Source organism: Streptomyces sp. NPDC004838, assembly GCF_053600955.1.
The window spans coordinates 299,924-313,580 of sequence record NZ_JBSGAW010000005.1; the positions used below are offsets into that span (position 1 = coordinate 299,924).

Sequence of the window (13,657 nt, forward strand, 5' to 3'; positions counted from 1 at the left end):
GTAGCGCCCAGGATCAGCTGCAACCGCTGGTCGAGCCGCACCCCTCGCAGATGTAGCAGGAGCCGGCGCGCTGCATCTTCGTACCGCAGGAGAAGCAGAGCGGGGCGTCGGCGCTGATGCCCAGTTGCATCTCGACCAGTTCGGCCGAGGTGTGGGCCTGCTTCGGCGCAGGCACCTCCGCCTTCGGAGCCGCGACCACCGGAATGTCCTGCTGACGCGGGGCGGACTGGGCGAGGCCCTCGACGTCCATCTCGTCGTCGGTCGGTTCGTACGAACCGGTTTCCAGGTGGCGCTGGCGCTCCTCGGCGGAGTGGATGCCGAGCGCGGAGCGGGTCTCGAAGGGCAGGAAGTCGAGCGCCAGGCGGCGGAAGATGTAGTCGACGATCGACTGCGCCATCCGCACATCCGGGTCGTCCGTCATTCCGGCTGGCTCGAAGCGCATGTTCGTGAACTTCGAGACGTACGTCTCAAGGGGTACGCCGTACTGAAGGCCGACCGAGACGGCGATGGAGAAGGCGTCCATCATGCCCGCGAGGGTGGAACCCTGCTTGGACATCTTGAGGAAGACCTCGCCGAGACCGTCGTCCGGGTAGGAGTTGGCCGTCATGTAGCCCTCGGCGCCCCCGACCGTGAAGGAGGTGGTGATCCCGGGACGGCCCTTCGGGAGGCGCTTGCGGACCGGGCGGTACTCGACGACCTTCTCGACCGCGGCCCGGATGGCTCCCTCGGTCTTCTCCGTGATCTCGGCCTTCTCCTTCTCCTTGGTCTTGGCGGAGAGGGGCTGACCGACCTTGCAGTTGTCACGGTAGATCGCGAGCGCCTTGACGCCCAGCTTCCATGCCTCGAAGTAGATCTCCTCGACCTCTTCGACGGTCGCCGTCTCCGGCATGTTGACCGTCTTGGAGAGCGCGCCCGAGATCCACGGCTGGATCGCGGCCATCATGCGAACGTGGCCCATCGCGGAGATGGAGCGCTCGCCCATGGCGCAGTCGAAGACTTCGTAGTGCTCGGTCTTCAGGCCGGGTGCGTCGATCACATTGCCGTGCTCGGCGATGTGGGCGACGATCGCCTCGACCTGCTCCGGCTGGTAGCCGAGCCGGCGCAGTGCCTGCGGCACCGTGCCGTTGACGATCTGCATCGAGCCGCCGCCGACCAGCTTCTTGAACTTGACCAGGGCGAGGTCCGGCTCCAGGCCGGTGGTGTCACAGGACATCGCGAGACCGATCGTGCCGGTCGGGGCGATGACGGACGCCTGCGAATTGCGGAAACCGTTCTTCTCGCCAAGGCGGATCACGTCCTGCCAGGCTTCCGTGGCGGCGGCCCAGATCGGGGTGTCCAGGTCGTCCACACGGACGGCCGCGGCGTTGGCGTCGGCGTGCTGCTTCATGACGCGGTTGTGGGGAGCGGCGTTCCGGGCGTAGCCGTCGTACGGGCCGACGACCGCGGCCAGCTCCGCGGAGCGCTTGTACGACGTACCCGTCATCAGCGAGCTGATGGCGCCGGCCAGGGCACGGCCGCCGTCGCTGTCGTACGCGTGGCCGGTGGCCATCAGCAGGGCGCCCAGGTTGGCGTAGCCGATGCCCAGCTGGCGGAAGGCGCGGGTGTTCTCACCGATCTTCTGCGTCGGGAAGTCGGCGAAGCAGATGGAGATGTCCATCGCGGTGATGACCAGCTCGACGACCTGGGAGAAGCGCTCGACGTCGAAGGACTGTGTGCCCTCGCCGTCGTCCTTGAGGAACTTCATCAGGTTCAGCGAGGCGAGGTTGCAGGACGTGTTGTCCAGGTGCATGTACTCGCTGCACGGGTTCGAGCCGTTGATCCGGCCGGACTCGGGGCAGGTGTGCCACTGGTTGATGGTGTCGTCGTACTGGATGCCGGGGTCGGCACAGGCCCACGCGGCCTCGGCCATCTTCCGGAAGAGGGACCTGGCGTCGACCTCTTCGATGATGTCGCCGGTCATCCGGGCCCGCAGGCCGAACTTGGCGCCGGACTCGACGGCCCTCATGAACTCGTCGTTCACACGGACCGAGTTGTTGGCGTTCTGGTACTGGACGGACGTGATGTCGTCGCCGCCCAGGTCCATGTCGAAGCCCGCGTCACGCAGGGCGCGGATCTTCTCCTCTTCCTTCACCTTGGTCTCGATGAAGCCCTCGATGTCCGGGTGATCGACGTCGAGAATGACCATCTTGGCCGCGCGGCGGGTAGCACCGCCGGACTTGATCGTTCCAGCGGAGGCGTCGGCCCCACGCATGAAGGAGACCGGTCCGGAGGCGTTGCCCCCGGAGGAGAGGAGTTCCTTGGAGGATCGGATACGGGAGAGGTTCAGGCCGGCCCCTGAGCCGCCCTTGAAGATCATGCCCTCTTCCTTGTACCAGTCGAGGATCGACTCCATGGAGTCGTCGACGGAGAGGATGAAGCAGGCGGAGACCTGCTGCGGCTGGGCTGTGCCGACGTTGAACCACACCGGAGAGTTGAAGCTGAAGATCTGGTGCAGGAGCGCGTACGCCAGTTCGTGCTCGAAGATCTCGGCGTCGGCGGGCGAGGCGAAGTACTTGTAGTCCTCGCCGGTCTTCCGGTACGTCTTCACGATCCGGTCGATCAGCTGCTTGAGACCGGTTTCGCGCTGGGGGGTGCCTACCGCCCCTCGGAAGTACTTGCTGGTGACGATGTTGACCGCGTTGACCGACCAGAAGTCGGGAAACTCGACACCACGCTGCTCGAAGTTGACCGAGCCGTCGCGCCAATTGGTCATGACGACGTCACGGCGCTCCCAGACCACCTCGTCGTACGGATGCACGCCGGGGGTGGTGTGGACGCGGTCGATACGCAGGCCCTTGCTCGCCTTGGCTCCCTTGGCGCGGGCCCCCCGTGCCGGGCCGCTCGTCGTCTCTGTCATGCCGCCTCCCATATACGGGCAAAAACGCCCTGAAGTGCCCAGATCTTCCCTGGCACAGTCTCTGTGTGATGCCACGGACGCCCACCGCGCCCGTGACAGATGTTGTTACCGCCCACCGCCGACCGGAGATCCGGTCGGGTGGCCCGAGCCGCCCGGCCGGTTCGCTCAGTCGGCGGCGCGGGCGGGAACGGGGACCTCCTGGGCCCCTCGGGTCCCGCTCTCGGCAGGCTGCCGTTGCTCGCGGAGTTCCGCGATGGCGGCCTCGAAGTCTTCGAGTGAGTCGAATGCCCGGTACACGGACGCGAAGCGCAGGTAGGCGACGAGGTCGAGCTCCTGCAGAGGGCCGAGTATGGCCAGACCCACATCGTGGGTGGTCAGCTCGGCGCTGCCGGTGGCACGAACCGCTTCCTCGACACGCTGGCCGAGCTGAGCGAGAGCGTCCTCGGTGACGGGCCGCCCCTGGCACGCCTTGCGCACGCCGGAGATGACCTTGGTACGGCTGAAGGGCTCGGTCACACCGCTGCGCTTGATCACCATCAGCGAGGCGGTTTCCACCGTCGTGAAGCGACGGGAGCAGTCGGGGCACTGCCGACGGCGTCGGATCGACGTTCCGTCGTCGGTGGTTCGACTGTCGACGACACGGCTGTCGGGGTGCCTGCAGAAGGGGCAGTGCATGGTTCCCAACCCTCCCTCACGGCACGACTCAATAGCCTCGACAGACCTGTCGAAGCCCTTCGAAGCAGCCCCAAGCATAGGCGATGACCACGGTCTTGAAGGACCGGGGACCACAACTTGTGGGCGGCAGTCACCATCCAACCACTAGATCTGGGGTTTGCGCGCACTTTCGGCCCTGGCGCGTGTCGCGCGGCGGGCGTAGATCGCGGAGGGCGTACGCGCGGTGACACCACGGCATCGGACGGCCCGCCCGACGAGTCCCCGCCGGCGAAGCCATTCCTCGGCGGATGTACGTCCGCCCGTACGGAACCGCGAGGATGCGCTCACGGGGCCGGGCGGACACCGCCCCGAGATGGGCGGGGCCGACGGTTCGGGAAGGCCCACCGGCAGTGCGGACCGCGTCGAGGGTACGGGAAGCACTCGGCTCCGTGGATTCCGGGGCAGCGGATGCGAGACTGGACCCGTCGACGGGAACCCCCGGCGCATCGTCCGGCGCTCGCGACATCACCGTGGAGCCACTCGAAGGAAGTCCGGCCCGGAAAGCGGCGGCCGACCCGGGTTCCGTGCACGCACGACCGCGAACGCGGCGGAGCGTACGTGCCGACGGGCTCGGGATCGCAGTGCGACTGTCCTACGGTTCACCTGGTCGCGTTACCTTCGACGCATACACCCAAACGCATGTCCACGTAAGGGAATCTTAGATTTTTCACTCGAACGTGTGTTTGGCGCAACCTTTCGAAACCTACTACCGTTGTCCAACCAGGGAGACCATTCGAGAGGGGCCGCCGACGTGACCACCACAGCAGACAGTGCCATCATCACTGCCCAGGACCGCTCCCAGAACCGATTCGAGCCGGCGCATGCCATGAATGACGCAGCCACGCCCCCCGACGGGGCAGAGCCTTCCCGGCCTGCGCGTTCGCTGCCCGGCCGACCTCCAGGCATTCGGGCGGACAGTACCGGTCTCACGGATCGGCAGCGGCGGGTCATCGAGGTGATCCGTGACTCCGTGCAGCGTCGGGGATACCCTCCGTCGATGCGCGAGATCGGCCAAGCCGTGGGGCTGTCCAGCACCTCCTCGGTAGCCCATCAGCTGATGGCTCTTGAGCGCAAAGGTTTCCTGCGCCGCGACCCCCACCGCCCCCGCGCATATGAGGTTCGCGGCTCCGACCAGCCCAGCACCCAGCAGACCGACACGACCGGCAAGCCCGCCGCGTCGTACGTCCCGCTCATCGGCCGGATCGCGGCCGGCGGCCCGATCCTCGCCGAGGAATCGGTCGAGGACGTTTTCCCTCTCCCCCGGCAGTTGGTCGGCGACGGTGAACTGTTCGTCCTCAGAGTCGTCGGAGACTCGATGATCGAGGCCGCGATCTGCGACGGCGACTGGGTGACCGTGCGCCGTCAGCCCGTCGCGGAGAACGGCGACATCGTGGCCGCAATGCTGGACGGCGAAGCCACCGTCAAGCGCTTCAAGCGGGAGAACGGGCACGTATGGCTCCTCCCGCACAATGCGGCTTACCAGCCGATCCCTGGTGATGAGGCGACCATTCTGGGAAAGGTCGTCGCGGTGCTTCGGCGGGTGTGACACATCCGTCGGCCCTGACCGGCCCCGGGACCCACTGCGCCGGTCCCGGGGCCCTGCTCGTCCGCAGCGCATCCGGCCAGGTCAGGACTCAGTCTGTCCGCCCTGGCCGTCGGCTCCCAGGATTCTCCTGTCGGCCATGGCATGAGGTCCCCTTGCCCTCGCCAAGACCTCCCACTCGGCCTCCGGGAACGACCGGCCCGCTGGTGTGAGCCGGCCCGCCGGGGCGGACCGGTCAGCCACCTCCGTGCGCCTTGGTCACGTTGGCCACGGGCGTACGGCTACTTGCCGTCTGCGGTGGCCGCGGCATCGATCGCGGACAGTGAGCGGCGCACCTGGTTTTGGTCCGTGGTGTACCAGAAATCGGGCAGGGAGGCCCGTAGATAGCTGCCGTACCGGGCGTTGGCCAACCTCGGATCGAGTACGGCGACGACCCCCCGGTCCCCCGCTGCCCGTACGAGACGGCCCGCGCCCTGGGCCATCAGCAGCGCGGCATGCGTTGCCGCGACGGCCATGAAGCCATTGCCCCCCGCCTCCTCAACCGCCTTCTGCCGGGCGCTCATCAGCGGATCATCGGGCCTCGGGAACGGAATCCGGTCCATGACCACCAGCTGACAGCTGGGTCCGGGCACATCCACCCCCTGCCACAGTGAGAGCGTGCCGAACAGACAGGTCTGGGGATCCGCCGCGAATGCCTTGATCAGTTCACCGAGCGTCTCCTCGCCCTGGAGCAGAATCGGGTTGTCGAGTCGGCCTCGCAGTTCCTCGGCGGCGGCTTGGGCGGCCCGCATGGAGGAGAAGAGTCCGAGCGTCCGGCCGCCGGACGCCTCCACCAGTTCGGCGAGTTCGTCCATCATGTCGCCGCGAGAGCCTTCACGGCCGGGAGGGGCCAGATGGCGGGCTACATACAGGATCCCCTGTTTCGGATAGTCGAAGGGGGAGCCGACGTCGAGCCCCTTCCACTGCGGGATGTCGTCGCCCTCGGTGCCCTCGGGGGAGAGTCCCAGCGAAGCGCCGACACCGTTGAAGTCGCCGCCGAGTTTGAGCGTGGCCGACGTCAGGACGACCGAACGCTCGGTGAACAGCTTCTCGCGCAGCAGTCCGGAGACATTCATGGGCGCCACGCGCAGGGACGCGCCGAAACGGTCGTGGCGCTCGTACCAGACGACGTCGTACTCGGACCCTTGAGTGATCCGCTCCGCCACGTCATGGACGTTCTCCACGGAGGCCAGGGCCTGCTTGCGTACGGCGTCCTCGTCCTGGACCGACTTGTCACGGGTGGAGCCAAGGCCCGAGATCACATTGCGGGCCGCGTCGCGCAGCGCCAGCAGGGCATAGCCGAGGTCTTCGGGGATCTCCTCCAGACGACCGGGGAGCGCGAGCTCCATGACCCGCTCGAAGGTCTCGGCCGCGGTCTGCAGCGAATCGGCCGTCTTCTCGTTGACCAGCTTGGCGGCTCGACGCACGGCACGGTTGACCTGGCCCGGTGTGAGCTCGCCTGTGGCGGCACCGGTGACCCGGGAGACCAGTTCATGGGCCTCGTCGATGACCAGGACCTCATGCGGCGGGAGCACGGGGGCACCCTCGATCGCGTCGATGGCCAGCAGCGCGTGATTGGTCACGACGACTTCGGAGAGCTTGGCCCGCTCCCGCGCCATCTCGGCGAAGCACTCGGCTCCGTACGGGCACTTACTCGCCCCGAGACACTCGCGCGACGAGACCGAGACCTGGGCCCAGGCCCGGTCGGAGACGCCGGGCGTCAGCGCGTCCCGGTCACCGGTCTCCGTTTCATCGGCCCAGTCCCGCATGCGCAGCAGGTCCTGACCCAGCTTGCTGGTGGGCGCGGCCGCTTCGAACGGGTCGAAGAGCCCGTCCTCCTCTTCCTGCGGCACACCTTCGTGCAGCCGGTGCAGACAGAGATAGTTGGACCGTCCCTTCAGCATGGCGAACTCCGGTCGACGACGCAGCAGCGGATGCAGCGCGTCGACCGTGCGCGGCAGGTCGCGCTCGACCAGCTGGCGCTGGAGTGCCAGCGTGGCCGTGGCGATAACGACCCGCTCACCGTGGGCCAGGGAGGGCACCAGATAGCCCAGGGACTTTCCGGTGCCGGTTCCGGCCTGGACGAGCAGGTGTGATCCATCGGCGACGGCCTCGGCAACGGCCTCGGCCATGGCGATCTGACCTTGCCTTTCCACACCACCGACGGCGGAGACTGCGGCGTGGAGGAGTTCGGGGAGGGTTGGCTTTGTCATAGGCCGACAACCCTACGGCTCGCCAGTGACAATCCGATCCGATCCCGCCAGGATCCACTCGTGCCGGCGGATTGGGCACGGTGCCGTGGACGGCCGAGGATCACGGGCTCGGAGAAGTTCCTTGCGCGGGTGGAACCGGCGGAACTCCGAGGCCCCGGAACCGCGAACCTGCCACAAGCCGTCCCCATCGGCACCGGAACCATGGGGGGCCTCATGCGGAAAGTGCCCGGACTTGTAAGGTTCCCGGCGGTTCCGTCAGTTCCACGATTCACCAGCGCGGTTCCACCGTTCAGAAGCTCAAGAGTTCCGAAGTTCCCAGGGGGATCACGACATGCGACCCATTCGCCCAATGCTGGCAGCGGCCTCCCTTGCCGCCGTGCTCACACTGACGGCCACGGCCTGCGGTCCGAGCGAGGAGAACGCGGGCGACAAGCCGAGCGCTCCCGTGAACCTGCCCACCGACGGCAAGATCACGATCCCGGACGATCTCAAGGACAGGCTCAAGGAACACGGGATCGATCTGGACCAGTGGCGGAACGGCGAGTGGAAGAACTGGGATCAGGAGAAGTGGCTCCGCGAGGCCAAGGACTACATCAACCCGATCATCGAGGGTCTCTGGGACCCGGACCGGATGCGCGACGCCGAGAAGCCCCCGGAGCAGCCGGTGGACAACGGCATATCTGGTGACGACGGCGTCACCGACCCGACGCCCGAACCGGTCACGGCTCAGCCCGTGCGGGCTCCCTACCGTACGAGCGCTCCCGAGGCCGGCAAGGTCTTCTTCGACGGCCCCGGTGGTTCGATGGTCTGTTCCGCGACCGTCGTCCAGGACCCGGCCAACCCCGGGAAGTCCAACATGGTGTGGACGGCGGGCCACTGCGTCCACGCGGGCAAGAAGGGCGGCTGGTACCGCAACATCGCCTTCGTGCCCTCGTACAACGACAGCGCCAAGCCGACGGCCCAGTTGGAGAGCGCGGCCAAGGAGGAGGTCGCCCCGCACGGCGTGTGGTGGGGCGACTGGGCGCAGACCTCGGAGCAGTGGATCAAGCAGGGCGCGGCGACCGGCGGCCAGGGCGCTCCCTATGACTTCGCCGTTATCCATGTCACTCCCGAGAAGGGCGGCTCGGGCAAGTCGCTGGAGGAGACGGTCGGTTCCGCGCTTCCGGTGGACTTCGCCGCTCCGGCCGCGCCGAAGGTCGACAGCATGACGGCGACGGGATACCCGGCCGGTCCGCCGTTCGACGGCCAGCGCATGTTCCAGTGCTCGGACAAGCCGGGACGGCTCTCCGTGAAGGCAGATGAGCCGACGATGTACCGCATCGGCTGCACCATGACCGGCGGCTCCTCCGGCGGCGGCTGGGTGGCCCGGGGCCAGGACGGCAAGCCCGCCCTGGTGTCCAACACCTCGATCGGCCCGATCACGGCCGGCTGGCTGGCCGGACCGCGGCTGGGTGAGGAGGCGAAGGGCATCTACCAAGCGGTCAGCGAGAAGTTCGCCAGCCGGTAGATCCGCCCGCGGAGCCGTCAGTACCCCGAGCCCGTGCGGGTCCGCCAGAGCGGTCCGCACGGGCTCGAACACTTTCCGCCTCCACCACGTAATCAGGGAGAGAGCCTCCGCAATTCCGCAACACGGCAAGACCTCAGGGAGATTCGTTCCATGCGACCTATACGCCCGTTGCTGACCGTCACCGGCATCGTCGCGGCCCTGGCGCTGACGGCCACCGCCTGTGGCCGGAGCGAGGACAACGCCATCGGCAGCCCCGGCCTATCGAGTCCGGCCGTGGACAGGGGCGGACGGGAGCTCCCGGGAGGGTCGGCCGACAAGGGCGAGGGCCGCGGGATCGACCCGGACGACTGGCGGGACGGCGGGTGGAAGGACTGGGACACGGACAAGTGGCTGCGAGAGGCCAAGGACTTCATCAACCCGGTGATCGAGGGCTTGTGGAAACCCGAGCGCATGGCCTCCGCAAAAGTCCCCGATCAGCCGCTCACCACCCAGGACATCTCCGGTGACCAGGACGTCACCGACCCCGAACCGCGTCCGGTCCAGGCTCAGGAGGAGCAGCGGCCGTACCACCAGAACGCGGCAACGGTCGGCAAGGTCTTCTTCGACACCCCCAAGGGCACGATGGTCCGCTCCGGGACGATCGTGAAGGATCCACGGAACCCCGGCAGATCCAATCTGGTGTGGACGGCAGGCCACTGCGTCCACGCGGGTCGGTCAGGCGGCTGGTACCGCAACATCGCCTTCGTCCCCGCCTACAACGACAACGGCCGGTCGCCGCGGGCCCTGGCCTCTGCCGGACCTGAGGAGGTGGCTCCTTATGGCACTTTCTGGGCGGACTGGGTCATGACGTCGGGTGAGTGGATCGGTCAGGGGGGACCTTCGGGGGGTGCGGGGGCTCCCTACGACTACGCCGTGATGCATGTGAAGCCGAAGGCGGGTTCCAAGTCGCTGGAGGAGACCGTCGGCGTCGCGCTGGACATCGACTTCAACGCGCCACCGGCGCAGAGCATCAGTGCCATGGGCGCGTGGGGCTACCCGGCCGCTCCCCCGTACAACGGCGCGATCATGCACAAGTGCATCGACCGTCCGAGCCGTCTCTCGGCCGCCGCCGGCACGCCGACGATGTGGCGCATCGGCTGCACCATGACGGGTGGCGCCTCCGGCGGGGGCTGGCTCGCCGATCGGAACGGGACTCCCGTTCTGGTCTCCAACACGTCCATCGGCCCGGTCGAGGCGGGATGGCTGGCGGGGCCACGGCTGGGCGCGGGCGCACAGCAAATCTTCACGATGATCAGCGAGAAGTTCGCACAGTAGTCGGGCAACCCACCACACGGTGGGGGTACGTCCACATGGCTGTGCCGCCCCTTGTGGTGAAGGGGCGGCACATTCGTCACCGTCGGCGGTGCCTCGGAGCGGAGGGTCGGGGACCCGGCGGTCCGGACCGTATCAGCTGGTCACCGGGACATACGGCTCCAGCGCCGCGGCCAGCTCCGCGTGGACGCGTGCCTTGAGCAGGGTGCCTTCCGTGGTGTGCTCCTCGGAGAGAACCTCGCCCTCGGCATGCACCCGCGAGACCAGACCGCCCTGGGTGTACGGCACGAGCGCCTCGATCTCGACCTCGGGCCGGGGCAGTTCGACATCGATGAGCGCGAGCAGCTCGTCGATGCCCTGGCCGGTCCGCGCCGAAACCGCGATCGCGTGGCGCTCGATGCGCAGCAGCCGCTGGAGTACCAGCGGATCCGCCGCGTCCGCCTTGTTGATCACGACGATTTCGGGCACCTTCACCGCGCCCACGTCCCGGATCACCTCGCGCACGGCGGCCAGCTGCTCCTCCGGGGCGGGATGCGCTCCGTCCACCACATGAAGGATCAGATCGGAGTCCCCGACCTCCTCCATGGTCGAGCGGAACGCCTCCACGAGGTGGTGCGGAAGATGCCGCACAAAGCCGACGGTGTCGGCCAGGGTGTACAGCCTTCCACTCGGAGTCTCGGCCCGGCGGACGGTCGGGTCCAGGGTGGCGAACAGCGAGTTCTCCACAAGGACACCGGCACCGGTGAGGCGATTGAGCAGAGAGGACTTTCCGGCGTTGGTGTACCCGGCGATCGCGACCGACGGCACCCTGTTGCGCCGTCGTTCCTGCCGCTTGATCTCACGGCCGGTCTTCATCTCCGCGATCTCCCGGCGCATCTTCGCCATCTTCTCGCGGATCCGCCGCCGGTCCGTTTCGATCTTGGTCTCACCTGGGCCGCGGGTGGCCATTCCGCCACTGCCGCCGCCCATCTGCCGGGACAGCGACTGGCCCCAGCCGCGCAGCCGCGGCAGCATGTACTGCATCTGGGCCAGCGCGACCTGCGCCTTGCCCTCCCGTGACTTGGCGTGCTGGGCGAAGATGTCGAGGATCAGGGCCGTACGGTCGACCACCTTGACCTTGACGACGTCTTCGAGGTGAATCAGCTGGCCGGGACTCAGCTCACCGTCGCAGACGACGGTGTCGGCACCGGATTCGAGCACGATGTCCCGCAGCTCCTGTGCCTTGCCCGAGCCGATGTAGGTGGCCGGGTCCGGCTTGTCACGGCGCTGGATGACACCGTCGAGCACCAGCGCGCCCGCCGTCTCCGCGAGTGCGGCGAGTTCCGCGAGGGAGTTCTCCGAGTCCTGCACCGTCCCCGAGGTCCATACGCCGACCAGCACCACACGCTCCAGGCGCAGCTGCCGGTACTCGACCTCGGTGACGTCCTCGAGTTCGGTGGAGAGACCGGCCACCCGGCGCAGTGCCGCCCGCTCGGAGCGGTCGAACTGGTCGCCGTCCCGCTCTCCGTCGATCTCGTGGCTCCAGGCGACGTCCTCTTCCATCAGGGCATCGGCCCGAAGGCTCTCGGTGCGCGTCTCCGCGAAGCTCTGCTTGTCGAAGCTCTGCTCGTCCTGGGAAGGGGATGAAGAGGAGGTCATTGGATCCTTACGTCGATGGGGATTGAGTCGTACTCGGTCGCGCAGTCTGGGGGCACCCTTCCGGCACGGCCGTCACTGGTCACAACGCGTGACGGCACGAAATGATTCCCGTACGGAATCCGTGAGCGTGCTCGGCACCGTCGTTCACGACGGCGTCGTCCGCTCCGGCCGCGTCGCCGACACCTCGATGGTCGCACGGTGCCGCACGAGCCGTCACCCCGGTTTCCCGGGCTCCGGGGGCTCCGGGCTCCGGGGCTCGACGGTTCAGGACGCGGCCGATGGCGCGGCGCTCCGCCAGTCCGGATGTCCCGGCATCGGAGGGGTCCGCTCCTCGTACAGCCAGGCGCGGAAGAAGGCCGTGAGGTCACGCTTCGCGATCTGTGAGGCGAGCCGCACGAAGTCGGCGGTGGTCGCCGTTCCGTCGCGGTACGTGTCCACCCATGCCCGCTCCAGCCGGTCGAAGGCGTCCGTCCCGATCGTCTGCCTCAGCGCGTACAGGGCGAGCGCGCCGCCGTCGTACACCACCGGCCGGAAGAGGCTGATCTTCCGGCCGGGAGCCGGGGGCTTCGGGGACGCGGGCGGACCTCCCTCGGCGCGCCACTGGTCGGAGCGCCGGTACGCCTCGCGCATCCGGCGCTCCAGGGTGTAGCCACCGCTGTCCTGTGCGTACAGCGCCTCGTACCAGGTCGCATGTCCCTCGTTCAGCCACAGATCGGACCAGGCACGGGGCGAGACACTGTTTCCGAACCACTGATGGGCCAGCTCGTGCACCATGATCGAGTCGACGTACCACTGGGGGAACGACGTGTCCGTGAAGAGCGAGCGCTCGAAGAGCGACAGTGTCTGTGTCTCCAGTTCGAAACCGGTGCTCGCGTCCGCGATCAGCACGCCATAGGTCTCGAAGGGGAAGCGTCCGACCTTTCGCTCCAGCCACTCCATCTGGGCCGGAGTCTTCCTCAACCACGGTTCCAGCAGGGTGCGGTCCTGTGCGGGAATCACATCGCGGATGGGCAGCCCGCCGGGGCCTTCACGGGTCGGGACGGCGGAGCGGCCGATGGAGACCTGGGCGAGTTCGGTGGCCATGGGATGGCGGGTCCGGTACGCCCAGGTGGTGGTGGATCCTCTCGACTTCCGCCACTGCCGTACGCCGTTGGCCACCGCCGTCAGTTCGCTGGGGGCGGTGATCCGGAAGGTGAAGTACGCCTTGTCCGCGGGGTGATCGTTGGAGGGAAAGACCCGGTGGGCGGCGTCGGCCTGGTTCGCCATCGCGAGACCGTCACCGGTCCGCACCCAGCCTCCTTCGGCGATCGCGCCGCGGGGGTCGCTGGTGTGCTCGACCCTGATACGCGCCCGGGCGCCGACGGGAAGGGCTGTGAACGGGCGTACGACCAGGTCCTCCCCCGCGGTGGCGAACTCCGCCGGGATGCCGTTGACCTCGACCGCGCCCACGGTGCCGTGGGTGAAATCGAGGTTGATCCGTTCCAGCCGCTCGGTCATCCGCGCGTCGATCGTGGTGACGGCGTCCAGCGGGGTGGTGTTGCTGCCGTGGTACCTGAACGCGATGTCGTACGCGATCACGTCGTAGCCGGGGTTTCCCAGGTGCGGGAAGAGCGGATCGCCGATACCGAGCGGGGCGGGCGCAGGCGGGGCCGCCGCAGTGGGTGCGGGCGGGGGCAGGGCCGCGGCGACGAGAGCGGCGGACGCGGCGGCGAGCAGCGCCGCACGGAGCCGCAGGCGGGTGGCGGGCCGGGCACCGGTGGAGGGTTCGGGCAGCATGGACTACCGCTACCAGCGCG

8 protein-coding genes are annotated in these 13,657 nt (G+C 68.0%); 3 read left to right on the forward strand and 5 right to left on the reverse strand.

All coding sequences use genetic code 11. The annotated features are described in order from the left end of the window. Window positions 1-13: 13 nt before the first annotated feature. Window positions 14-2,896: a vitamin B12-dependent ribonucleotide reductase gene (locus tag ACWEFL_RS08770; protein ID WP_451709428.1), complete on the reverse strand. Its 2,883-nt coding sequence runs from the start codon at window positions 2,894-2,896 to the stop codon at window positions 14-16. A 165-nt stretch (window positions 2,897-3,061) separates the two neighbouring features. Beyond that, window positions 3,062-3,571: a transcriptional regulator NrdR gene (gene nrdR, locus ACWEFL_RS08775; protein ID WP_451709430.1), complete on the reverse strand. Its 510-nt coding sequence runs from the start codon at window positions 3,569-3,571 to the stop codon at window positions 3,062-3,064. A 790-nt stretch (window positions 3,572-4,361) separates the two neighbouring features. Between nrdR and lexA the strand changes: the two genes are divergently transcribed. Further along, window positions 4,362-5,156: a transcriptional repressor LexA gene (gene lexA, locus ACWEFL_RS08780; protein WP_451709506.1), complete on the forward strand. Its 795-nt coding sequence runs from the start codon at window positions 4,362-4,364 to the stop codon at window positions 5,154-5,156. Window positions 5,157-5,434: 278 nt separating this feature from the next. Here the strand turns inward: lexA and ACWEFL_RS08785 are convergent, their stop codons facing one another. After that, on the reverse strand, window positions 5,435-7,405 hold the full coding sequence (locus ACWEFL_RS08785) for an ATP-dependent DNA helicase (RefSeq protein WP_451709432.1): 1,971 nt from the start codon (window positions 7,403-7,405) through the stop codon (window positions 5,435-5,437). 331 nt (window positions 7,406-7,736) lie between these two features. On the opposite strand from ACWEFL_RS08785, the gene ACWEFL_RS08790 reads away from it, so the two are divergent. Next, on the forward strand, window positions 7,737-8,912 hold the full coding sequence (locus ACWEFL_RS08790; RefSeq protein WP_451709435.1) for a trypsin-like serine peptidase: 1,176 nt from the start codon (window positions 7,737-7,739) through the stop codon (window positions 8,910-8,912). A 150-nt stretch (window positions 8,913-9,062) separates the two neighbouring features. Further along, window positions 9,063-10,226 (forward strand): trypsin-like serine peptidase, encoded by a 1,164-nt coding sequence (locus tag ACWEFL_RS08795; protein ID WP_451709438.1) that lies wholly within the window; start codon window positions 9,063-9,065, stop codon window positions 10,224-10,226. Window positions 10,227-10,358: 132 nt separating this feature from the next. Here the strand turns inward: ACWEFL_RS08795 and hflX are convergent, their stop codons facing one another. Next, complete coding sequence (gene hflX, locus ACWEFL_RS08800) at window positions 10,359-11,861, reverse strand: GTPase HflX (RefSeq protein WP_451709441.1); 1,503 nt, start codon at window positions 11,859-11,861, stop codon at window positions 10,359-10,361. 264 nt (window positions 11,862-12,125) lie between these two features. Then, window positions 12,126-13,637, reverse strand: a complete 1,512-nt coding sequence (locus ACWEFL_RS08805; protein ID WP_451709443.1) for a M1 family metallopeptidase — start codon at window positions 13,635-13,637, stop codon at window positions 12,126-12,128. Window positions 13,638-13,657: the final 20 nt, after the last annotated feature.